Here is a 22346-nt window from a genome sequence, read left to right on the forward strand (position 1 = left end):
CTCAGCCGAACAGGCGCAGCAGGATTTCCAGCGCCACCGCGCCGATCGGGGCCGTGAACAGCACCATCCCGAGGTTCCAGCCGACCGTGACCCGCTGTGGCGTCCGGCCCGAGGCCCGCGCCGTCATCAGCCCGGAGATCGTGAAGGGCCCGAGCGTATTGGCCAAGCCCCATGCGGACAGGAGCGAGGCGAAATGCGCCTTGGCGGACAGGCCGATGGCATCGGGCGACAGGACGGTGGCGATCAGCAGGGCGGGCAGGGCCGGGTGAATGCCGATCAGGGCCAGCCCGCCGATACTGAGGAGGCAGAACAGGAAGAACAGGCCGGGCGAGCCGAGCAGCAGCTGACCGGCAAGGCGCACCACGTCTTCGGGGACGACCACGGCGATGGCCGCCGAAGACAGCCCCGCGCCAAGAAACAGCAGCGCTTCGCCCGCGAAGCCGGGGAACCGCCGCACCGCGTCCCGCCCCACCTGGCGCGGCGGGCCGCCGGGTGCCGGGTGCCGTTCGATCCATGCCCAGAGCATCGCGGCAGGCGCGGCAAGCAGGATGATGATCCCGGCGATCGGCAGGTCGATGGCGCGGCTGATGATGACCAGCACGGGCACGTTAACCGCCAGCGCCAGCACGACCTTAAGCAGGACGCCCCACAGTTCCGGCGGCAGCTTTCCCGCCCGTGTCCGTCCGCGCCGCAGCCATTCGAACAGGATCCCGCCCGCGATCAGCGTTGCGGTGGCGCTCATGTTGATCGGCAGAACCGATAGCCACGGCAGATCGTAGATCGCCAGCAGCAGCGCCATGTTCCCCATCATCGGCGTCCAGCAGATCGCGCAGCAGAACCCGCGCAGCAGGGCGCTGAACGCCAGTTTCTGGGCGACGTCGTCCCGCCCCGGCGGCAGCGCCTGCGCGGCCGAGGCCATCAGCACCGCCGTGCCCGCCAGCGACAGGCCCGAGGCGACGAGGTGCGAGATAATGGCGATCGGCGCATAGGCTCCGGCCTGCGCGGTGCGCGCCAGCGTGATGCCGATCCCGTTGACCGAGGGGCTGGCCTCGGACCGCGCGCCGAGCAGGCTGACGGCGGCGACCAGCGACAGGAACGAAATCGTGCTGCGCAGGCCGCGTTCGATGGTCAGGACCGGCTCGGGGTCAAAGCACAGGATGACGGCGGCCACCGCCACCATCAGCCCGCCCATCATGCGGATGCCCATCGGGATCTTGCCCCATTGCGCGATGACCAGCGCGAAGGCCAGCCCGCCGCCAGCCAGCCGCACCTCCGGCGGATAGCCCGCCGACGAAGCCGTCGCGCTGAGCATGATGCCGATGACGGCCAGCGTCAGGGCGACATTGCGTGTCTGTTCGCTCATGCGCCGGTCTGCCCCTTCAGCACGTCCCGCAGGTCGCGGGCGATGCGGGTCAGGGCGGGGGCGATCTCCGCCCCGATCCGGTCCTCGCCGATCTCGCTGGCCGGGCCGCCGCAGTTCAGGGCGAAGATCCGGCCATCCGGCGCGCGGAAGGCGGTGCCGACCGACACCACGCGGGGATGGAAATAGCCCCGGTTCACGAGATAGCCGGTCTCCGCATAGTGCGCGACCGCCGCTTCGATGGCGGGGGCCAGTTCGTCCCACCGGTCGGCCTCGGTCGGCTGCAGTTCCGCGATCAGCGCGTCGCGCTCGGCTTCGGGCAGTTCCGCCAGATAGGCCCAGCCCAATACGGAGGACAGGAACGGCATCCGCGACCCGACCGGCAGGTTCATCAGCATGTTCGACGGTCCCTGCACCCGCACCGTCTGGATCATCGCGTCGCCGTCCCGTTCGCCAAGCGCGGCGGCCAGGCCCGACCGCGTGGCGAGCGGCAGCAGCAGCCCCTGCGCTATCTGCGTCAGCGGCTGCGAGGCCAGCATCGCATGGCCGAGCGCAAGGCACCCGGCGCCGAGCCGCATCCGCCCCTGATGTCCGTCCGGCACGAGGTATCCGGTTTCCAGCAGCGTATGGCAGGCGCGCCAGACGGTCGGCTGGGGCAGACCGGTCAGCCGCGCGATTTCCGAAGTGCCGAGGCTGGGATGATCCGCGCCGAAGCAGCGCAGGATCTGCAGGCCACGGGCGAGGGCGGTCACGAACTGCCGGTCCTTGCCCGGTAACGTGTCCGCGTTTGCCGCCTGCATCCTCGCCTCATTCATCCGGTCCGCCTTCCATGTGAAAAAGCCGCCCGCCGCTTTGAGGGGGGGCACTGGGCGGGCTATGCTGAAAATACGAATAGCCTATTCGAATAGCGAATAGAATGACTGGTTTCGACTTTTCAGGAGTGTGCAGGGTGCCGACCCCGACCAGCGATCTGTCATTCCGCCGCCGCGTCTACGCGCAGGACGGTGGTCTGGCCTATGCTGGGTTCGGATCATCACGCACAGACTGGGAAGGAGCACCGGTATGAGCCTGCCGAGCCGTATCACCATCAACGAGGAAGGCCCGCGCGAGGGCTTCCAGATCGAGCCGGGGCCGATTCCGACCGCCGACAAGATCGCGCTGGTCGATGCATTGTCCGAAACCGGGCTGACCCATATCCAGGTCTGTTCCTTCGTGAACCCCAAGAAGGTGCCGGGGATGGCGGATGCCGATGCCATCGCCTGCGGGATCAAGCGGAAACCGGGGGTGCAATACACCGGCCTCTGGCTGAACGAAAAAGGTCTGGACCGCGCCATCGCCAACGGGTGCCTCGACATCATCGGCAAGATGTCCCTGACCGTGTCCGTCGAATTCCTGCGCCAGAACCAGAACGTCACGCATGAGGAGAACCTCGCGCTGATGCGGCGGCTGCGGGACGCCTATATCGACCGGAACATCCCCATCGACCGGGTCATGGTGATGTCCGCCTTCGGCTGCAACTTCCAGGGCGATGTCAGCCCCGACGACGTGCTGGCGCGGGTGGCCGACCTTGTCGAGATGGCGGCGGAGCGGGACATGGCGATCCCGATGCTGTCGCTCGCCGACACGATGGGCTGGGCCACGCCGGAACGCATCAAGCGGATGCTGGGCGCGGTGCGCGACCGCTATCCCGACCTGCCGCTGAACCTGCACCTGCACGACACGCGCGGGCTCGGCATCGCCAACGCCTATGCGGGGCTGGAGATGGGGGTGGCGAACTTCGACACCTCGGTCGCCGGTCTCGGTGGCTGTCCCTTCGCGGGCCACAAGGGCGCGGCGGGCAATGTCTGTACCGAGGACCTCGTCTTCATGTGCGAGGAAATGGGAATCGAAACGGGGGTCGACCTCGACAAGCTGCTGGATGCGGCGTTGCTGGCCGAACGGATCGTCGGCCATCCGCTGCCCGGCATGGTGAAACGCGGCGGCTCGCTGTCCGCCAAACGGAAGGAGATTGCAGCATGACGGGTCTCACACAACAATACGGCGCCTTCGCCGCCGCCCTCGCATCCGGCGAGATCACGGTGCCCGAGGATTGCGCGGCGCTGGTCAAGACCGGCCTCGCCGACGCGGTCGGCGTGATGCTGGCGGGCAAGGACGAACCCGTGGTTGAGAAGCTGCGGCAGGTGCTGCCCGCAGGCGGGACCGAGGCGACCATCCTGATGGGCTCCGAAAAGCGCGGCGCCGCCGATGCGGCCTTCATCAACGGCGCGGCCTGCCATGCGCTTGATTACGACGACGTGGCGATGCGCGGGCACGTGACCACGGTCATCATGCCCGCCATCTTTGCCGAGGCCGAGGTGCTGGGGTCGACCGGTGCCCAGATGATCGCGGCCTACATGGCGGGCTACGAGATCTGGGCCGACATGGCCTATCGCGACGCGGGCCAGATCCAGAACAAGGGCTGGCACCCGACCGGCGTGCTGGGGGCCATCGCCGCCGCCGCCTCCTGCGCCGTGCTGCGCGGGCTGGACGCCGAACGCGCCACGATGGCCATCGCCATCGGCGCCTCGCAGTCCGCCGGTCTACTGGCCAACTTCGGCACGATGACCAAGCCGTTCCACGCCGGGCGCTCCGCCGCGTCGGGCCTGCTGGCCGCGCGGCTGGCCGAGGTCGGCATGACCGGCAGCGCCGACGCGATCGAGCACAACCAGGGCTTCCTCAAGGCGATCTCGCCCGAGAACCAGGTCGACCGGACCACGCCCGCCGACCATCTGGGCAAGGAGTGGCGGATGCGCCGCTATGGCCTGTCGATCAAGAAATACCCGGTCTGCTACTGCGGCCACCGGGCGACCGACGGCATCCTGCAGATCATGCGCGACCACGACATCGCGCCGGACCAGATCGCCCAGATCGACACCTATACCTCGGACCTGCACGCCATGACCCTGCGCAATGCGCTGCCGCAGACGGGGCTGGAGGCCAAGTTCTCCATGCAGTTCGACATGGCCTCGGGGATCCTCGCGGGTAACGTCGGGCTGACCCAGCTGACCGACGGGTTCGTCCTGCAGCCCGATGTGCAGGACCTGATGCAGAAGGTCACGGTCAACGCCTCGACCGACTACGACCCCAAGCTGCCGGGTTACCGTCCGGCGGACCAGGTGATCGTCAAACTCAAGGACGGCACGGTGATCGAGGGCAAACCCGTCGAACGCGCCACCGGCCATGCCGACGTGCCGCTGTCCGAGGCCGAGCTCTGGACCAAGTTCGCCGACTGCGCCCGCTTTGCCGGGTGGTCCGAACCGAAGGCCCGCGCGCTCTACGACGCACTCATGTCCATCGACACGGCCCCCGGCATCGCGGCGGTCCTGTCCCCCGAACCCAAGACGCGCGAGGTCGCCTGACCCCGGTGTCTTTCTCCCGACGGGACGCATCCTGAGGCGTCTCGCACTCCTCCCTGCCGGACCCCCGTTCCGGCAGGGATTTTTCCTGAAACAACCCGATGAGGACCTGCCAGATGACCCAACCCCGCGGTATCGACATGTCGCTGTTCGCCCCCCGCTCCGTCGCGGTGGTCGGCGCGTCTTCGAACCCGATGCGCTTTACCGGACGGATCGTGCCGACCCTGCTCAGGCACCAGTTCCCCGGAGCGATCTACCCGGTCAACCCGAACCGGGAGGAAATCGCGGGACAGAAGTGTTACCCCACCATCGCGGACCTGCCGCAGACCGACTGCATCGTCTACGGCATGGGGCCGGACAAGGCGCTTGAGTCGCTGAAGGCCTGCGAAGGCAAGGGCGTCAAGCTGTTCTTCTGCGCCGCCGCCGGGTTCGGCGAGACGGGCCGCCCCGAGGATCAGGCGCTGCAGGACGAGCTGTCCGCCACCGCGCGCGAGATGGGGATCCGGGTGCTGGGGCCGAACTGCATCGGCTACGCGAACTTCCACGAACACGTCGTCTCTGCGGCCGCCGCCGCGATGGCATGGCCGGACATCAAGGCGGGCGATCTGGGCCTGTCCTCGCAGAGCGGCGGGCTTGGCTTCGCTTCGGTCAGCTATTGCGCAATGGTCGAGGGGATCAGCTTTTCCCACATCATCTCGACCGGGAACGAGGCCGATCTGGACGCCGTCGAATGCGCCGAGGCGCTGATCGACGACCCCAACACCAACGCCATCGCGCTGGTGATCGAGGCGGTGCGCAACCCGGCGGCCTTCGTCGCCTTCCTCGACCGTGCGGGGCGGGCGGGCAAGCCGGTGGTGATCCTCAAGACCGGGCGGTCCTCGCTCGGCAAGGTCATGGCGCAGTCGCATACGGGCGCGCTGGCCGGATCGTCCGAGATCTTCGACATGGTGGTCCGCAAGTACGGCGTCGCGCTGGCCAAGGACATCGACGACCTCTATCGCCTCGGCGCGATGTTCGCGCGGCTGGCGCGGGCGGGCAAGCTTAAGCGCTACTCGAACCCCGGCGCGCATGTCGCGTCGTTCTGCCTGTCGGGCGGGCATGTCGGCCTGATGGCCGACCATGGCTCTTTCGCCGGGCTGACCTTTCCCAAGCCGCCCGAGGGTGCGGACAAGCTGTTCTCGGACGAACTGGGTTTCCCGATCAAGGCCCAGAACCCGCTGGACACCACGGCGCAGGTCGTGGGCGGGGATGCCTACTGGGGCGGCTGCACCGAGATCTTCGCGGGTTTCGACGACATCCAGGTGATCGTGCCGACCCTGACCGTCGCGCCCGACTACAACGCCCCGATCGCCGATCTGGGGCGCATCCAGGCCGAGCGGGACGAGATCGTCATCGTCTCATGGCCCGGCGGCAGCTTCGATCCCGAGGATCTGGGCAAGCTGGACGGGCTGAACCTGCCGTATTTCCCGATGCCGCATCAGGCCGCAGCCGGGGTCGCCGCGCTGGATGCGTGGTGCCGGGTGTGGAACACGGGCGGGCCCGCGGCGCAGCCGGAGGCCAGCGGCAATACGCTGCCGGATGTGCGCAAGGCGCTGGAGGCGCGGGCCGCTGCGGGCGACAGCATCGTGTCCGAGAAGGCGGCGAAGGCCTTGCTGGCGCAGGCCGGCGTGCCGGTGACCGAGGACCGGGCCTGTGGCACGGCCGACGAGTCCGTCGCGGCAGCGCGGGCGCTTGGCTATCCGGTGGTCATGAAGGGCGACGCGCCGGGCGTGGCGCACAAGTCGGACGCGGGGCTCGTGGCGCTTGGCGTGGCGGATGACGACGCGGTGCGGGCGGCATTTGCGGACCTGACCGGAAAGATGGCGGGCAAGGCCGGGGCCGAGGTGCTGGTGCAACCCATGGTGAAGTTCAAGCACGAGCTGATTCTCGGCGCGCGCAACGATCCGGAATTCGGGCCGGTCGTCGCGCTCGGGCTGGGTGGCATCTTCGTCGAGATCCTCAAGGACGTGACCTTCCGCCTTGCACCGGTGTCGGTGGCCGAGGCCGAGGCGATGATCGGAGAGCTGAAGGCCGCGCCGATCCTGATGGGTGCGCGGGGGCAGAAGGCGGTGGACACCAAGGCGCTGGCCGAAACCATCGCCGCGTTCAGCCGGGTGATGGCCGAGAACGCCGACCTGATCGAGGAGATCGATGTGAACCCGCTGGTGGTCACGGATGACGGCGGACTCAAGGCTCTGGACGGGCTGATCGTCCTCAGGTCCTGACCCTGTCGAACTGACGCAAACGGGCGCCCCTGGGGGCGCCCGTTTCGTTTTCGGTGCAGTGTCGGTTCGGGTCAGACGGCCTGACGGCGGTCCGGGCGGTAGCCGATCCGGTCGGAGGCGGTGAAGCGACCGCCCTTGACCTTGCGGATCTTGCCTTCGCGCAGCAGCATCCCGAAGGCGCGCAGGGCATCCTCGCGGGTGTAACCCTCGGGATCGGCCTCGCGCACCCGGTTCATCAGCTGCGGGCGCGAGAACTGTTCGCGGCCCTCGACGAAGGCGAGGTAGGCGGCGGCGCATTCCAGCACCTCGTTCAGCTCGGTCGCGTCCGAGTCCTCGAGGAACTCGACAAAGCCCGAGGGTTCGCTCTTCTGCAGACCTTCGTAGCCTTCACCGGCTGCCTCGGGTGCGTCCGCTTCGACGTCGGCTTCGGCTTCCTGACGGATCAGGTCGGCGATGGAGACGCGGCGCGGACGGACCGGTTCGCGGAACTCATTCTCGATGTCGACGCGCTGTTCGGCAACCAGACGCAGCGGGGCCGGCTTGTCCTCGGTCCGGCGCAGCGGCGTGCCCGAGGGGCGCGGACGGCGCGGGCGGACGACCTGTGCCAGGTCCTGGCGGTAGGCGTCGGCGCTGTCCTCGTCGGACTTACGCAGGTCGGAGCCGGCGTCCTTCTCGGCCTTGGTCGCGGCAACAGCGGCGCGCAGATGTGCGATCGCGCTGCGGCGGCGGGTGCCTTCGGTTTCGCCGAGCTGGCTGTTCGTCTCGGCCAGGATGCGGTCCATGTCGTCGGTCGAAGCCGACTTGGCGAGCTTGTCGCGACCGGCCAGTGCGGCGGGGGCGACCGGCGCGGGCGCGGGCTCTGCCTCGGCCGCGACGTCGTCCTCGTCGTCCATGAAGGCGTCGTCCGACTCGTCCTCGAGCGCGTCCTCGTCGTCGAGCTCGGCACTGTCGTCCTCGTAGGCTTCGTCCTCGTCCTCATCCTCGAACGCTTCTTCCTCGAAGCTGTCCTCGTCCTCGGCCGTGACCTCTGCCTCCTCGAAGGCGGCTTCATCCTCGGCGTCCTCGACAGCCTCGTCGGAATAGGCCTCTTCGTCCTCGAAGTCGTCCTCGTCGTAGGTCAGCGAGTCGTCGGCGACGCCGACTGCGGCTTCCGGTCCGAATTCGTCCAGTTCGTCGTCCTCGAAGAACTCTGCGGCGGTCTCTTCTTCGTCCCACTCCAGCTCGTCGTCTTCGAGTTCGGCTTCGACCTCTTCGAAGTCCTCGTCCTCGTCATAGTCGGCGTCGGCCTCGATCTCGGCTTCCAGCGCGGCGAGTTCGCTCTGAAGGTCGGCCTCGTCCTCGGGGCTCAGGCTGGATTTCGGCGCGGCGTCTTCCAGGCCCATGGCCTGTTCGAAGTCGCTGCGCTTGACCTTGACGACGCGGGCGGCAACGACCGGCCGGGGCGCGACGACAGGCGCGGGTTCCGCGTCGGCCACGTCTTCCTCGGCGAGTTCGTCTTCTTCGGCGAAGTCGTCCTCAGCGTAGTCATCCTCGTCGGCGTAGCCTTCGTCGGCATACCCGTCTTCGGCGTAGTCCTCTTCGGAAAACTCGTCGTCGAAGCCCAGCGTCTCGTCCATGACCGGCGTGGTCGTGGCGGCGTGCAGCGGGGTGAGGTCGACGCCGGTTTCCTCGACCATCTCGTCGGCGTGCTGGTCTTCGGAGAAGTCGACAGGCGCGGCGGTGGCGCGGGTGCGGGACACCACGGCGCGGATACGGCGCAGCTTGGCGACGATGCTGTTGTCGTCGGCCTGCGGCTCGGAGATGGCTTCCATCATCTCGACTTCGGCGGTCTCGACTTCGACGCTTTCATCCTCGGCCAGGACGACCTCGTCTTCTTCCTCGGCGGTCACGTCATCAGCGACATCCTCGGCAGCATCTTCCCAGTCTTCTTCGGCTTCATCCTCGAACGCGGTGTCCTCTTCGAATTCGGATTCGTCCTCGAATTCGTCCTCGAATTCGTCGTCGTAGGCTTCGTCCTCGAATGCCTCTTCTTCCGCGTCCTCGTCGTCGTAGGCCTCGACCTCGTCGAACGCGGCCTCGTCTTCGTCTTCGGCCTCATCGGCAAAGAGCGCCTCTTCGAGCGACGCGATCTCGGCCTCTTCGGCCTCGACCTGCGTGTCTTCGGAGATCTCGGACGAGGCGGCGATGGCGGCGATCAGCGCGGCATCATCGGCCTCGTCTTCTGCGACCTCAGCGGCGGCGACCTCATCGGTTGCGGTCTCGGCGATCATGTCGTCGGCTTCGACAGCCTCGGCGATCTCTTCGGCCGGTGCTTCGGCGATTTCGGCGGACGGCGCTGCGGCGGCCGATGCTGCGGCTGCAGCGGCGACAGGTGCGGCGGCTGCGACGGGCGCGGCGGCTGCGACCGGTGCGGCGGCGGGCGCTTCGGCCGACTGACGCAGAACGATGCCGGTGTCCGAAGACCGTGCCTCGATCCGGCGGGCGGAACTGCGCTCTGCCAGGCGTGCCAGCATCTCGGCGTCCGGCGTCGGCGGCTCGGCCCCGAAGAAGCGATCCTCGGCGGCGAGGTCGCGGAAATATTCTGCAATTGCCTTCATCGTCTCGAATGCATCGTCAAAGCCTTCGAGCGTGCAGGAGAACGTGCCATAGGACACGGTCAGGATTTTGTTCGATTCTACCACGGTTTTATCTCGCTTCTCTGCTCGTAACCCGTTTCGGCCCGACACTGCTCGTGGACCTCGACGCATGAAGGATGCGACTGAACCTGCCCGAATCTATGGTGCTCTGGGTTTCATTTTGTGACGATTGTATGGTTGATGTCCAATCAACAGCGCCGGAAGCCATGCCAAAGACATTATTAGAAAGCGACGGATTTCTCGGCCTGTTCGGCGGCGCGGCGGTGTCCGACGCCCTGCTGGACGAGGTTCTGGCGCTGTCGTCGCGCAGTGTCGCGGCGGACGGCGGGGCGACGCATCTGCTGCGCCGCGGGCTGATGCCGGACCTCGTGATCGGGGACATGGATTCGCTTTCGCCAGTTGATCGCGCCCTCATACCGGCTGATCGCGTCCATCCTGTGGCGGAACAGGACACCACCGATTTCGACAAGGCACTCAGGCATGTCAGGGCGCCGGTGGTGATCGGGGCCGGGTTCAGCGGCGCGCGGACGGACCACGCGCTGGCGGCCTTCACGGTGCTGTCCCGGCACGCCGACCGGCGCTGCGTGCTGGCGGGCGAGGACGACGTGATATTCCTGTGCCCGCCCCGGATCGAACTTGAGCCCCGGCCGGGCAGCTGGTTCTCGCTTTATCCCCTCGGGCCGGTTACCGGACGGTCCGAAGGTCTGGAATGGCCGATCGACGGGCTGGAGTTCGCACCCCATTCACGGGTCGGCACGTCGAACCGGGTCACCGGGCCGGTGCGGATCGAGGTCTCGGCCCCGCTGATGCTGGCGATCACACCTCGGGCGGAATTGGCTGCAACGGTTCGTGCGTTTTCGGCTGCGCCCGCGCGATGGCCCGCTCGCGCATGACGACGTAGAGGCCGGCGGCACAGGTGATGACGATGCCGAGCGCGGCGAGGTCGTCCGGCAGATCGTCGAAGATCAGCAGGCCGATCAGCGTGGCGACCGGGATTTCCAGATACTGGATCGGCGCCAGCGTGGCGGACGGCGCATAGCGCAGCGACCACGTCATCAGCAGATGCCCCACGGTGCCGAGCGCACCGATGGCGAACAGCAGGAACGCCTCGGTCCCCTGCACCGCGACGAAATCGGTGAGCCCGAAGTCGAGCGGCTGCAGGATCAGCAGCAGCGGCAGCAGCACCGCGGTCGCCATGAACCCCGATGCCGCCTGCAGGCCGATCGGATCCGTATGGGGCGCAAGCTGGCGGGTGACCATGATGAAGAAGGCGAAGTTCACGGCGACCCCGAGCGGCAGCAGTGCGGGCCAGCCGACCTCGGCAAAGCTGGGCTGGATCACAAGTAGTGTCCCGATGAACCCGACGACGCAGGCCGAGAGGCGGCGGATGCCGACCTCTTCACCCAGCACGTAGCGGCCGAGGATCAGCAGGATGAACGGCATGACGAAGGCGATCGCGACCGCGTCGGCCAGCGGCAGATAGCGCAGGGCCGAGAACATCATGCCGATGCCGATGATGTGCAGGAACGTTCTGAGCGCGGCCAGCCGCAGAAGCCGTCCCGACAGCCGCCATGCGCGTCCGGTCAGCCAGACCAGCGGGACCAGCAGTATGGTCTGGACCGCGAAACGGAACAACAGAAGGGGGCCGAGCGGCTGCGTCTCACCCAAAAGTTTCGCCACCGCGTCGCCCATGGGCGCCACGACGCAGAAACCGATCATGAGGAGAATGCCGAGAAGGGGACGATCTTGAGACATGCAGACGACGCTATTTGGCGTCACCACATTTGTCCATCCGCATATGACATGTATCCGCGATAAAAGTTAACGGACCTTGGCGCCGGCCAGCCCGGCTTCCTCCATCAGCCTGTCCGCTTCCTCGGCCAGCAGCCGCTCCTGACCCGCGCCTTCGACCGGCACGCGCCCGTGTTCGAGGAAGAGCGGCGCGGAGAGTGGGGTGATCCGGTCCAGCGCGAGGTGGTCGATCCGTCCGCCGACCCGCGCCAGCATCTCCTCCACCCGGCCGAAATCCACGAGGCCCCGCATCGCCTCGGCCTGCGTGATCCGCATCATCAGGTGGTCGGGGTCATATTTCTGAAGCGTGTCGTAGAGGATATCCGACGAGAACGCCGACTGTCGCCCCGACTTGCGCGGACCGCGCGGCTGGTTGCGCATGATGAGGCCCGCGATCTGGGCCGAGGCGCGGAATGTGCGCTTCATCAGCGCATTGTCGGACAGCCACCGCTCGAGCCCCTCGCGCAGCATGACCGGGTCGAACAGTGGCGCGGGGTCGGTCAGATGCTCCAGCCCCCAGATCAGCGTGGCGTAATCGGTCGAGACGAAGCCGAGCGGGTCGAGGCCCAGTTCCTCCATCCGCTTGGTCAGGATCAGCCCCAGCGTCTGCTGCGCGTTCCGCCCGGCAAGGCCGTAGATCACGAGGTTCTGCCGCCCGTCGTGCGGGAAGCTCTCCAGCAGCAGCCGCCCCGGTTCCGGCAGGCGCGAGACCTCGCGTTGCAGGTGCAGCCATTCGGCGGTGTGGCGGGGCAGGTTGGGCCATGTCTCCTGCTGGAACAGCCGCAGGATGCGATGACTGAGCTGGGTCGAGGTGGCAAACTTGGTTCCGGCGAAGACGGCGATCTTGGGCTTGCGGGCGGCGTTGCGGGTGACCTCGACGGTCAACTCGTTGAGCCCTTCATAGCGGACGATCCGTCCGCCGATAAGGAAGGTGTCGCCGGGGGTGAGGGAGGCGGCGAAGCCCTCCTCTATCTCGCCAAGGGGCCGGCCGCCGCCGTGCTTCATCCGGACCTTCAACTTGTCGTAGTCGAAGATCGTGCCGATGTTCATGCGGATCAGCGTGGTGCTGCGGGGGTCGCGCAGGTGCCACAGGCCCTCGGGGCCCTGCTGCAGCCGTTTCCACTGGTCGTAGGCGCGCAGGGCGTAGCCGCCGGTGGCGACGAAATCGAGGCATGCGTCGAAGGTATCGCGCGTCAGATCGGAATAGGCGCCTGCCGTGATGACCTCGGCATAGACGGCATCCGCGTCGAAGGGCGCGGCGCAGGCGGTGATCAGCAGGTGCTGGCACAATACGTCCAGCGGACCGGGCCCGCGCGGGTCGCCGTCGAGATCGTGTTCCTTCACCGCCTCAAGCGCGGCGACGCATTCCACCACCTCGAAGCGGTTGGCGGGCACCAGCAGCGCCTTGGACGGCGCGTTGTAACGGTGGTTCGCCCGCCCGATCCGCTGGACCAGCCGTTTCACGTTCTTCGGTGCGCCGACCTGGATCACAAGGTCCACGTCGCCCCAGTCGATCCCCAGATCGAGCGATCCGGTGCAGACCACGGCCCGCAGCCGTCCCTGCGCCATTGCCTTTTCCACCCGCTCCCGCTGGGTCCGGTCGAGCGAGCCGTGATGGATGCCGATCGGCAGGCCTTCTTCGTTCGCCATCCAGAGGTTGTGAAAGAAGATCTCGGCCTGTGCGCGGGTGTTGTGGAAGATCAGCGTCGTCTTGTGTCTGCGCACCTGATCGAGCACCGCCGGAATCGCGTAGGCGCCGCCGCCGCCGGACCATGGCGGGCGTTCCTCGGTTTCCAGCATGGCGATGTCGGGATCGGGGCCGGGGTCCGCGTGCAGGATGGCGCAGGGATCGGGATTGCGGGCCAGGAGGTGCGCGATGGCCTGCGGGTCCTCGACGGTGGCCGACAGGCCGACGCGGCGCAGGCCGGGGCAGAGGGTCTGGAGCCGGGAGAGGGCGAGGAACAGCTGGTCGCCGCGTTTCGATTCGGCGAGCGCGTGGATTTCGTCGACCACGATGCGCTGCAGGCCCGCGAAGATATGCGGCGCGTCGGGGTATGAGATCAGCAGGGCGAGGCTTTCAGGCGTGGTCAGCAGGATATGCGGCGGGTCCGCGCGCTGGCGGCGCTTCTGCGTATAGGAGGTGTCGCCGGTGCGGTCCTCGATCCGGATGGGGAGGGCCATCTCCTCGACCGGGGTGGTCAGGTTGCGCCGGATGTCGGCGGCCAGCGCCTTGAGTGGCGAGACGTAGAGGGTGTGCAGACCCTTGTGATTGCCGTCGGCCAGCTCCGCGAGCGTCGGCAGGAACCCGGCCAGCGTCTTGCCGCCGCCGGTCGGGGCGATCAGCAGCAGCGCCGGGTCCGCGGCGCGGTCCAGCATGGCCTGCTGGTGCGGATGGATCGACCATGCGCGCGCGGCGAACCATCCGGCGAAGGGCTCGGGCAGGGTGTTCATGCTACGTTCTTAGTGTGCCGCGCGCATATGGCAAGGGCGGACCGGGGGCTCTGCCCCCGGACCCCCGGCATATTTTTGGCAAGATGAAGCCAGTGGGGCGTCAGCCCATCCGGTCCTTGAGGCGGGCGGCGAGTTTCTCGATCTCGCCTTCGAGGCGGCCCGCGTTCATCGTCTCGGCCTGGTCGGACCAGTGGGCGAAGCGTTCGAGCTGGGGGACAAAGGCGTCGATCTCGTCCAGGGACCAGCCGGAGAGGTAATCGCCCAGCATCAGGAACTTTATCGTGCGCACCGTCTCGACAATGGCGAGGCCGCTGTCGGTCAGTTCGACCACCGTCCGGCGGGCATCCTGCTGGGACACGGCGCGCTTGACGAAGCCCTGGTTGATCAGGTCCGACACCAGCCGGGACGCGCGGGAAGGGTCGATGCCGAGGCGGGTGGCGATGGTCGAGACCATCGTCTCTGTCTCGTCGCGGCCGAATTCGTTCGATGGCGCCCAGATGGCGATCAGCACGTCGAGCTTGGGCAGGTCGAGCGGGAGGTCGAGTTCGCGCAGGGCCATCCGGCCCAGTTCACGCTTCTGCACCCTGCGTCGCCACGTCTGGACGATGGCGTCGAGCGTGAGCGCGCGATCGGCAACTTCGGGCGGAATCCCCGCCTGGGCGAGATACGCCTTGAGTGAGTCGTCGCGGGATCCGATCGCTCTGTCCTCCGGGTCTGGACGCCCTGCGCAACCGCAAGGCTTGCCCTTTCGCTCTTGCAATATACATGCCATTGACATGCAAATGCTGCAAGCAGATATTGGCGCCATTCGGAACGAACCACCCGGCGCCGATTGCACGGACCATACAGCCCGGTGGAGAGAGGTCGCCCGACATGGCGTCACCCGACGCGGCGCTTGACGCGCCAGACATGCCCGAACCACGCCGACTGCGGGTCATCCTCGCGGCCGTGGCATCCACGCTGTTTCTCGCCTCGCTGGGCAACACCGTCGTGGCCGCCGCGCTGCCGCGGATCGTCAGCGAGCTGGGCGGGCTGGAATACATCACATGGGTCGTGACGGCCTTCCTGCTGGCCTCGACCATCGGCGCGCCGATCTCGGGCCGGCTTGGCGACATGTACGGCCGCAAGCGCCTGTTGCAGGCGGCGATCATCGTGTTCCTAGTGGGCTCCGCGATCTGCGGGCTGGCCGAGAGCATGCTGACGCTGGTGATCGGCCGACTGGTGCAGGGCTATGGCGCAGGGTCGCTGATCGTCGTCTCGATGGCCTCGGTCGCCGACGTGCTGCCGCCGCGCCAGCGGGGCCGGGCGCAGGGCACGCTGTCGAGCGTGTTCGGCCTGTCGACCATCATCGGGCCGCTGATCGGCGGGTACATCGTCAGCACGATGAGCTGGCACTGGATTTTCTGGCTGAACATGCCGGTCGGGTTGCTGGCCTTTGTCGTGATCTCGGTCGTCATGGTGAACCCGCCGCCGTCCGGGCGGCACAAGATCGACTTTACCGGCGCCTTCCTGCTGGCCACGCTGCTGAGCTGCCTGACACTGATCGCCAACCTGGGCGGGGCGATCCTGCCGTGGTCTTCGGCGCCGATGCTGACGCTGATCGCGCTGGTGCCGCTGGTGCTTTACAGCTTCGTCACGATCGAACGGCGCGCGCGCGAGCCGATCATGCCGCTGGAGCTGTTCAGCATCCGCAATTTCCAGGTCGCGAACTCGATGAACCTGCTGGTCGGGATGACGATGTTCGGCACGATTTCCTTCATGCCGACCTTCCTGCAGGTGGTGAAGGGCCGCAGCCCGTCGGAATCCGGCCTACTGCTGGTGCCGATGATGTTCGGGCTGATCGGCACCTCGATCGTCGCAGGGCGGCTGATGTCGCGCACCGGACGTTACAAGTGGATGCCGACAAGCTCGACCGCGGTGCTGGGCGTGGCGATGCTCTGCCTGTCGACCATTGGCCCGGACACGCCGATCCCGGTGCTCTGCAGCTTCATGTTCCTCGTCGGTATCGGCATCGGCCCGACCATGAGCGTCAGCATGGCCGCTATCCAGTCGGCAGTGCCGGTCGGACATATCGGCATCGCGACGGCCAGCGTGAACATGTTCCGTCTGACCGGGGGCGCCATCGGCACCTCGGCCTTCGGCGGGCTGTTCGGAATGGGACTGGCGGCGCATGTGCGGCCGCTGCTGCCGGACGGCGGGCTGGGGCCGGTGACCTATGACCGGGTCATGCAGCTGGACCCGGCGCTTCAGATCAAGGTCGTTCAGGCCTTCTCGGACGCGATCACGCCGATTTTCCTCGTCGCCTCCGCGCTCGCCTTCATGGCCTGCCTGATATCGTTGCGGTTGGAGGAGCTGCCGCTCGGGAACTCCCTGCCCGGTCGGCAAACCGCACCGGCGGAGTGACCCGGGGTCTTTGTCTACCCGCCCCGGGTCGCTTCGCGAGTTTCCCCGCGACGCAGTCGATCACTTCACGATCAGCTCGTCCTTGACGAACATGTTGCCCCAGGCCCGGTCGATCAGTTCCGGCGACATCTGGTAGGGGATGCCTTCGAATTCGCAGATCGAGATCATCTGGTCGATCAGGAACACCGGCTGGTAGTTGGCGAAGTTGTTGTCGATGGTCGGGTATTTCTTCTTGAGCAGGTGCACGAGCGCGGGCTCGGACAGCGGCATCTTCTTCTTGCGAGCGACCATCGCGAAGATCTTCAGGAAGTTCTCCTGCGTCGGGCCGTCCACCTTGATCTTGAAGAAGATCCGGCGCAGCGCGGCCTGGTCGAAGATCTCGTTCGGGTGGAAGTTGGTCGAGAAGATGACCAGCGTGTCGAACGGCACCTCGAACTTTTCACCGGACTGGAGGGCGAGGATGTCCTTGCCCTCTTCCAGCGGAACGATCCAGCGGTTGATCAGCGCCTGCGGCGGCTCGGACTGGCGGCCAAGGTCGTCGACGATGAACACGCCGCCCGAGGCCTTCATCTGCAGCGGGGCCTGATAGGTGCGCGCGACCGGGTTGTAGACCAGGTCGAGCATGTCGAGCGTCAGTTCGCCGCCGGTGATGACGGTCGGACGCGCGCAGAGGACATAGCGGCTGTCGAAGCGGTTGCCGGTCCTGCGCAGCGACGTGGGGTCGTCCATCTGCTCTTCGGCGGCGGAATGCACGATGGGGTCATAGACGGTGATGACCTGACCGGCATATTCCACGGCCTTCGGCACGTAGATACGGTCGCCGAGCGCGTCGCGGATGCCGTTGGAAATGGATGACTTACCGTTGCCCGGCGGGCCGTACATCAGGACTGACCGGCCCGAGGACACCGCGGGCCCGAGGTTCGAGATCAGATCATCCGGGAGCACCAGATGACCCATCGAGGCCGTCAGGTGGTCGCGTGTGATCTGGATGTTCTTGATCGACTGGCGCTTGATCTGCTCGTGATAGACCTCGAGCGGGACCGGCATGGCGCCGTAATATTCGGACTGCTTCAGCGCATCGAGCGCGCGGGCCCGGCCGCTGTCGGTCAGCTGATAGCCCATCTCGTTGGACCCGGTGGCCTTGAGCGTGCCGGTCGCCTCGAGCAGCAACTGTTCGCGCGCGAGGTCGACCAGTTCCTGCGTTACCGGGGCGGGCAGGGCGATGGCGCGGGCGATCTTGCTGACCTTGTCGACGTTCTTGCGGAACATCGTCTTGAGAAGGATGTCCCGCATCATGACGATGGGGAGCTGCATCTCTTCGAGAGACCGGGGCAAGGGCGGCGGTGTGACGCCAGTTTGGACCTGCATATTCATAGTCGGCTGCCTGAGACCTGCTCGTCTTTGTGGTTTTTCATTTTGTTCACGGCACTCTTAATGCGCACTTTGTCGGTGCAATAAACAACGCGGCTCCGTATTGTGACTAAAACACATGAGGCATCGATGAGCGGGGCGCGGAAGCGGCATTTTTGTGGAATTCTCATCGGGTTCGTCGGTTTGCAGGCCCTTCTGGTCTGGATTTCGGCGGAATTCCGATTTTCCCGCCACGAAGGCGACATGTTGCACCTTTCGGAACTCGTGCTGCGCGTGGTCGCGGGGCAGGTGCCGCACATGGATTTCATGACGCCGATCGGTGATCTGGCCTTTCGTCCGATCGCCGCCCTGCTGATGCTCCCGGACCGGATCGCGGCACTGCCTCCGCTGGGGCTCGGGCGGGCGATGCTGTGGTCGCAGGTCATGGCGGCGGTGGTCCTGCTGCCGGCGGTGTGCTGGACCGGGCTCAGCCGGATGCGTTTCGGACCGGCGGTGGTGTTCGGCCTGCTGACGCTGGGGCTGGTCACGGGGCTGGTGTTCGGCGGGGTGCATACGAACCTGTCGCTGTCGATGCACTACAACCGGTGGGCCTGGGCGCTGACCTTTCTGGTCGTGGTGCTGGTCGTGGTTCCGGCGGGGCGCAGGCGTGCCGATCTGTTCGACGGGCTGGTCATCGGGCTCGCGCTGTCTGCGCTGGTTCTCATCAAGGCGACATATGCCGTCGCACTGGCCCTGCCCGTGACCCTCGGTCTGCTGATCCAGTTCCGGGCGCGTGTGATGTGGGTTGCGGGGCTGGCCGCACTGGCGGTCTGGGGGCTGTATGCCTGGGCCTTCGGGCCGGAATTCTGGCGGGCCTACGCCGACGATCTGCTGACCGTCCTGCGGTCGGGTATCCGGCCCTTTCCGGGTGAAACGCTGCAGGCGGTGGCGCTGTCCCCGGCCTATACCTTTGCCACGCTCGCCGGACTTGCGGCGGCCCTGCTGCTGCGGCGGGAATCGCGTGGGCCGGGGCTGGCTCTGATGCTGTTCCTGCCGGCCTTCGTCTACATTTCCTACCAGAACTACGGCAACGACCCGCTGTGGCTGGTGCCGGTGGCCTTCTGCCTGATCGCCCAGCTTCCCGGCCCCGGTGAGGGGCCGCGCAGCGCGATGGCCGCCGTGGCGCTGACGGCGCTGGTTCTGGTCGCGCCGCAGATGGGGAACGTCCTGTATTCGCCGGTCCGTCACGCGCTGCTGCCCGCCAGCCAGTATCGGCCGCTGCTGCCGGACCCGGCCCATGCGGACCTGCGGATGCTGGCCGCGCGGGGCGAGGCGCCTTTCGTGCAGGCGACGATGGTCCTGCCGGGACAGACGCCCGACCTGCCGGAGTTTCAGGGCAGGCCGCTGGCCGAATGCAAGCGCGAGGGCGGTCTGGTGCCGGTGATCGAGGCGGAAACGGCGCTGCTGGCCGAGTTGGGGATCACTCAAGGACCGCAACCCTTCGTGGCGGATTTCCTTGCGCCCTACTGGATGTATTCCGCCCTCACCCCTCTGCCAGACGGTGCGCCGTGGTATTACGACGGCTTGCCGGGCCTTGAGACGGCGACGCACCTGATGGTGCCGGTCTGCGCGTCGAAGCCCCATGTCCGGGCGCATATCCTGTCGCTGATCGAGGCGCGCGGGGTGCCGCTGACGGAAACAGGGCACAACGAGCTGTTCACGCTCTACGAAATCGGGCGCTGACGCCTCAGTTGCCGAAGATCGCCCCGAGGATCAGGTAGATCGACAGCGTCCCGCCAAGCGCGAGGCCCATCGGGAAGTCGCCACCGCGCGACCAGCTTTCCCAGTCGGGCGCGAGGCGCCGCAGGGGTGTGTGCTTGGCCAGCCGGTGCGACACGAAGGCGGCCAGCAGGCAGGCGGTGAACAGCGCGATCACGAAACGCAGATCGCCGAGCGCGATGTAGGGCGCGGCTGCGGCGGCGAACTTGGCGTCGCCCGCCCCCATCAGCCCGCCGGCATTCGCGATGATGCCCGCCACCAGCACGATCGCCAGCTGCGCGAGACGCCAGAGATAGGTGTCGAAGGGCAGGACGAAGGGCCCGATCAGCACGAAGGCCCCGGCCAGCAGCAGGACGGTGCCGTTCGGAATGCGCATCCCGCGCATGTCGCTCCAGCAGGTGAACATCGACAGCGGAATCGCGGGTACGGCCAGCGCCGCCGCCGAGAGCGCGGTGATTTCCATCGGCCCGGCCAAAGCGGTGCCTCAGCCTTCGAGCGCGCGGAGGGCGCGGGAGGCTTCCTCGAAATGCTGGGGATGGGTGTCGATCGCATCGCGCAGCAGCGACTTTCCGGTCTCCACATCGCCCTGCTTGACCGCTGTCAGGCCCATGGTCTGCAGCAGTTGAGCGCGTTCGATCTGGGACATCGGGATCACCGGCAGCGTGTAGTTCCGCTGGGCCCCACGGGCGAGAACGAGGTTGTTCTTGGCGGTGAACATGGAGCCGTCCTGACGCAGCGCGTCGCCGAACAGCCGCTCGGCCCCGGCGAAATCGCCGCGGGTCAGCTTGGAGTATCCCCAGTTGTTCAGCACGCCGCCCGGCTTGGTGGTCAGGCCGGTTGCGATCTCGTAGAAGCTGTCGGCCTTCTTCCACTCCTTGTTGCTGTCGGCGATCATCGCCTCCAGCCGGTAGCGGTTGAAGGTTTCGTAGGTCGGCGGGATGGTGTCCAGCACCTTGTCCGCACGCTGCCATTCACCGGCACGGATCAGGGCGTCGGCATACTCGACGCGATCCTCGTTGGTGGCGTCCTTGTGTTCGACCACGGCGGCCCAGACCGGGACGGCCTCGTTCGCGCGCTTGGCGCGGATCAGGCTCTGACCCAGGCCGCGCTGCAGGTCGATGCGGTCGGGATTGTCACCCAGCGTGCGCTTGAAATAGGTCACCGCCTCGTTCGGGTCGGCAACGGTCAGCATGATGTCACTCATGTTGGACTCGTCCACGACGTTCACATCGCGGAACGCCCGGTTGACCTCGGACGCGCTTTTCTGTTCGCAGGCCGACAGGGTGACGGCGCCTGCAATGCACAGGGTCACGAATAGGGGATGGCGCATTTGCTGCGTCCTTTACTGCTCTGCCTCGGTCTTATGGTATCTGGCGGAGCTGGTATTCGCTGCTGCCGCGCCGCACCACTTTGTATTGTTGCTCTTCGTTATCCTCAGCATACGCTGATTTTTCAAGCTTTTCGAGCGCGAGGCGAAGATTGTCGCGGATTGCGTCACTTTCGCCATTGTCCAGTGCATAGGCCCGTTTCAGCACCTGCACCGCCTCGGCGGTTTCACCCTTTTCCAGCAGAACGATCCCGAGGTTGTTCCACATCTCGGGCGTGGAATCCTCGGCCTCGATCGCTTCGCGCAGCAACTTTTCGGCCTGACCGAGCCGCCCGAGCCCGAGGTTCGCGGTGCCGATGGCGGCCTTGACGTCGGTGGTCATGCCATATTCGCCCGCCGCCCGGACATAGGCCTCGAGCGCCAGTTCGTGTTCGCCTGCGTCCATCAGCCTGTGGCCGACAACCAGCCCGTCCACCGCCTTGGCGTTCGGTTTCACGCCGGGCGCGTAAACCTGTTCGCCAGCAGGGGAAAAGCCGCCCGGTGAACAGGCGGCCAGTCCGAATGTCAGGATGATGGCGACAACCCCCTTCGCCATGTCTGCGTCATGCCTCGTTTATCAGGGACCCATGTTCCCCATTTGTGTGATGCCGTGCACCGAAGGACCGACCAGGATGATCAGCAGCGGCGGCACCGTCAGCATCATTGTGGCAAGGGTCATCTTGGTCGGCAACTTGTTTGCCTTCTCCTCGGCGCGCATCACACGCTTGTCACGCATTTCGCCCGCATAGACCCGCAGCGCTTCGGCGATCGAGGTGCCGAAGGTGGCCGACTGGATCAGCACGGTGACGAAGGACGAAATGTCCATCACGCCGCAGCGTTCGGCCATGTCGGACAGCACGGTCGGCTTGTCCTTGCCCGCCTTGATCTCGTGGCTGACGATCTCGAATTCGTCCGCAAGGGCAGGGTAGGAGGTGCGCATTTCCTTGGAGACGCGGATGATCGCCTGGTCCATCGACTGGCCCGCTTCGACGCAGACCAGCAGCATGTCGAGGCTGTCGGGGAAACCGTCCTGGATCTCTTCCTGCCGCTGCTGCTGGCGCTTTGTGACCCAGTATTTCGGGAACATGTAGCCGACGCCGCCGGGACCGAGAATCCAGATCAGCGTCTGCTGCGTGGTCGGGTTGTCGCCGGCCTTGAACAGCACGAAGAAGATGACGCCCACGACGATCCCGATGATGCCGAGCGCAAACTGCGCGAAGTGGAAGAAGCGGACCGCGTCCTTGGTGCGGTAACCGGCCTGCAGCAGCTTGAGCTTGGCGGCCGAGTATTCCTCTTCGCTCTTGGGTTCGAGGAAGGTGGAATACTTCTCCAGCTTGTCGTTCTTGCGCGCCGTCCGCAGACGGTCCTTCTTGCCACCGGCCTTGGGGGCCTCGGTCTGCTGCTTGAGCTTTTCCAGCGGATCCTGCTGCTTTTTCAGCAGGACCGGCAGGGTAAAAAGGACCAGCAGGGCGCCAAGGCCGCCGACCGCATAGATCGGGCCGAGGGGGCCGAGCATGTCGACCAGGAAGGAATTGATGGCGTCCATCGCGG

Annotated in this window: 17 protein-coding genes; 6 read left to right on the top strand and 11 right to left on the bottom strand. The window is 66.6% G+C overall.

The annotated features are described in order from the left end of the window. Position 1: 1 nt before the first annotated feature. Entirely contained in the window at positions 2-1363 is a 1362-nt protein-coding gene (locus ATO6_RS06240; RefSeq protein WP_088623028.1) for a hypothetical protein, read from the bottom strand. Next, on the bottom strand, positions 1360-2160 hold the full coding sequence (locus tag ATO6_RS06245; protein ID WP_176440842.1) for an IclR family transcriptional regulator: 801 nt from the start codon (positions 2158-2160) through the stop codon (positions 1360-1362). The genes ATO6_RS06240 and ATO6_RS06245 overlap by 4 nt, the downstream gene beginning before the upstream one ends. Before the next feature lie 262 nt (positions 2161-2422). Between ATO6_RS06245 and ATO6_RS06250 the strand changes: the two genes are divergently transcribed. From ATO6_RS06250 to ATO6_RS06260, 3 genes are all read left to right on the top strand, one after another. Continuing rightward, positions 2423-3379 (top strand): hydroxymethylglutaryl-CoA lyase, encoded by a 957-nt coding sequence (locus ATO6_RS06250; protein WP_088623030.1) that lies wholly within the window; start codon positions 2423-2425, stop codon positions 3377-3379. Then, entirely contained in the window at positions 3376-4758 is a 1383-nt protein-coding gene (locus ATO6_RS06255; protein ID WP_088623031.1) for an MmgE/PrpD family protein, read from the top strand. Before ATO6_RS06250 ends, ATO6_RS06255 begins: the two co-directional genes overlap by 4 nt. Positions 4759-4871: 113 nt before the next feature. Next, positions 4872-7019 (top strand): acetate--CoA ligase family protein, encoded by a 2148-nt coding sequence (locus tag ATO6_RS06260; protein ID WP_176440843.1) that lies wholly within the window; start codon positions 4872-4874, stop codon positions 7017-7019. Between the two features lie 71 nt (positions 7020-7090). Here ATO6_RS06260 and ATO6_RS24995 read toward each other — a convergent pair whose 3' ends face one another. After that, positions 7091-9700 carry a hypothetical protein gene (locus ATO6_RS24995; protein WP_176440844.1) on the bottom strand — a complete coding sequence of 870 codons (2610 nt, stop codon included), beginning with the start codon at positions 9698-9700 and terminating at the stop codon, positions 7091-7093. A 161-nt stretch (positions 9701-9861) separates the two neighbouring features. On the opposite strand from ATO6_RS24995, the gene ATO6_RS06275 reads away from it, so the two are divergent. Beyond that, positions 9862-10548: a thiamine diphosphokinase gene (locus tag ATO6_RS06275; RefSeq protein WP_088623034.1), complete on the top strand. Its 687-nt coding sequence runs from the start codon at positions 9862-9864 to the stop codon at positions 10546-10548. On the opposite strand, the gene ATO6_RS06280 is transcribed toward ATO6_RS06275, so the two are convergent. From ATO6_RS06280 to ATO6_RS06290, 3 genes are all read right to left on the bottom strand, one after another. Continuing rightward, positions 10472-11410 (bottom strand): DMT family transporter, encoded by a 939-nt coding sequence (locus ATO6_RS06280; protein WP_088623035.1) that lies wholly within the window; start codon positions 11408-11410, stop codon positions 10472-10474. The two genes, ATO6_RS06275 and ATO6_RS06280, sit on opposite strands and share 77 nt — an antisense overlap. Before the next feature lie 66 nt (positions 11411-11476). After that, the gene (locus tag ATO6_RS06285; protein WP_088623036.1) at positions 11477-13897 is read right to left on the bottom strand and encodes a ligase-associated DNA damage response DEXH box helicase; all 2421 of its coding nucleotides are present in this window, start codon (positions 13895-13897) and stop codon (positions 11477-11479) included. Positions 13898-13997: 100 nt separating this feature from the next. Continuing rightward, a complete protein-coding gene (locus ATO6_RS06290) occupies positions 13998-14480 on the bottom strand; it encodes a MarR family winged helix-turn-helix transcriptional regulator (protein WP_254919077.1) in 483 nt (160 codons plus the stop codon). Positions 14481-14770: 290 nt separating this feature from the next. Between ATO6_RS06290 and ATO6_RS06295 the strand changes: the two genes are divergently transcribed. Next, the gene (locus ATO6_RS06295) at positions 14771-16300 is read left to right on the top strand and encodes an MDR family MFS transporter (protein WP_088623038.1); all 1530 of its coding nucleotides are present in this window, start codon (positions 14771-14773) and stop codon (positions 16298-16300) included. A gap of 60 nt (positions 16301-16360) precedes the next feature. Here the strand turns inward: ATO6_RS06295 and ATO6_RS06300 are convergent, their stop codons facing one another. Then, positions 16361-17674 carry an ATPase gene (locus tag ATO6_RS06300; RefSeq protein ID WP_088623039.1) on the bottom strand — a complete coding sequence of 438 codons (1314 nt, stop codon included), beginning with the start codon at positions 17672-17674 and terminating at the stop codon, positions 16361-16363. Positions 17675-17914: 240 nt separating this feature from the next. On the opposite strand from ATO6_RS06300, the gene ATO6_RS06305 reads away from it, so the two are divergent. Next, on the top strand, positions 17915-19393 hold the full coding sequence (locus ATO6_RS06305) for a hypothetical protein (RefSeq protein ID WP_141101942.1): 1479 nt from the start codon (positions 17915-17917) through the stop codon (positions 19391-19393). 4 nt (positions 19394-19397) lie between these two features. On the opposite strand, the gene ATO6_RS06310 is transcribed toward ATO6_RS06305, so the two are convergent. Genes ATO6_RS06310 through ATO6_RS06325 form a run of 4 tightly spaced genes read right to left on the bottom strand, consistent with a single transcriptional unit; the run spans position 19398 to position 22341 of the window. Then, complete coding sequence (locus tag ATO6_RS06310) at positions 19398-19892, bottom strand: prepilin peptidase (RefSeq protein WP_088623041.1); 495 nt, start codon at positions 19890-19892, stop codon at positions 19398-19400. A gap of 21 nt (positions 19893-19913) precedes the next feature. Then, complete coding sequence (locus ATO6_RS06315; protein WP_088623042.1) at positions 19914-20759, bottom strand: lipopolysaccharide assembly protein LapB; 846 nt, start codon at positions 20757-20759, stop codon at positions 19914-19916. 31 nt (positions 20760-20790) lie between these two features. Further along, on the bottom strand, positions 20791-21351 hold the full coding sequence (locus ATO6_RS06320) for a tetratricopeptide repeat protein (protein WP_088623043.1): 561 nt from the start codon (positions 21349-21351) through the stop codon (positions 20791-20793). A gap of 21 nt (positions 21352-21372) precedes the next feature. Beyond that, positions 21373-22341: a type II secretion system F family protein gene (locus ATO6_RS06325; protein ID WP_088623044.1), complete on the bottom strand. Its 969-nt coding sequence runs from the start codon at positions 22339-22341 to the stop codon at positions 21373-21375. Between the last annotated feature and the right edge of the window lie 5 nt (positions 22342-22346).

Source organism: Oceanicola sp. 22II-s10i, from assembly GCF_002210105.1.
In the GTDB taxonomy this organism is placed as follows: domain Bacteria; phylum Pseudomonadota; class Alphaproteobacteria; order Rhodobacterales; family Rhodobacteraceae; genus Pseudooceanicola.

Bases quoted from the DNA above. Each gene is read 5' to 3' on its own strand.
- ATO6_RS06240 (WP_088623028.1), bottom strand. From the start codon at position 1,363: ATGAGCGAACAGACACGCAATGTCGCCCTGACGCTGGCCGTCATCGGC.
- ATO6_RS06245 (WP_176440842.1), bottom strand. From the start codon at position 2,160: ATGCAGGCGGCAAACGCGGACACGTTACCGGGCAAGGACCGGCAGTTC.
- ATO6_RS06250 (WP_088623030.1), top strand. From the start codon at position 2,423: ATGAGCCTGCCGAGCCGTATCACCATCAACGAGGAAGGCCCGCGCGAG.
- ATO6_RS06255 (WP_088623031.1), top strand. From the start codon at position 3,376: ATGACGGGTCTCACACAACAATACGGCGCCTTCGCCGCCGCCCTCGCA.
- ATO6_RS06260 (WP_176440843.1), top strand. From the start codon at position 4,872: ATGACCCAACCCCGCGGTATCGACATGTCGCTGTTCGCCCCCCGCTCC.
- ATO6_RS06275 (WP_088623034.1), top strand. From the start codon at position 9,862: ATGCCAAAGACATTATTAGAAAGCGACGGATTTCTCGGCCTGTTCGGC.
- ATO6_RS06280 (WP_088623035.1), bottom strand. From the start codon at position 11,410: ATGTCTCAAGATCGTCCCCTTCTCGGCATTCTCCTCATGATCGGTTTC.
- ATO6_RS06285 (WP_088623036.1), bottom strand. From the start codon at position 13,897: ATGAACACCCTGCCCGAGCCCTTCGCCGGATGGTTCGCCGCGCGCGCA.
- ATO6_RS06295 (WP_088623038.1), top strand. From the start codon at position 14,771: ATGGCGTCACCCGACGCGGCGCTTGACGCGCCAGACATGCCCGAACCA.
- ATO6_RS06300 (WP_088623039.1), bottom strand. From the start codon at position 17,674: ATGAATATGCAGGTCCAAACTGGCGTCACACCGCCGCCCTTGCCCCGG.
- ATO6_RS06305 (WP_141101942.1), top strand. From the start codon at position 17,915: ATGTTGCACCTTTCGGAACTCGTGCTGCGCGTGGTCGCGGGGCAGGTG.
- ATO6_RS06310 (WP_088623041.1), bottom strand. From the start codon at position 19,892: ATGGAAATCACCGCGCTCTCGGCGGCGGCGCTGGCCGTACCCGCGATT.
- ATO6_RS06315 (WP_088623042.1), bottom strand. From the start codon at position 20,759: ATGCGCCATCCCCTATTCGTGACCCTGTGCATTGCAGGCGCCGTCACC.
- ATO6_RS06320 (WP_088623043.1), bottom strand. From the start codon at position 21,351: ATGGCGAAGGGGGTTGTCGCCATCATCCTGACATTCGGACTGGCCGCC.
- ATO6_RS06325 (WP_088623044.1), bottom strand. From the start codon at position 22,341: ATGGACGCCATCAATTCCTTCCTGGTCGACATGCTCGGCCCCCTCGGC.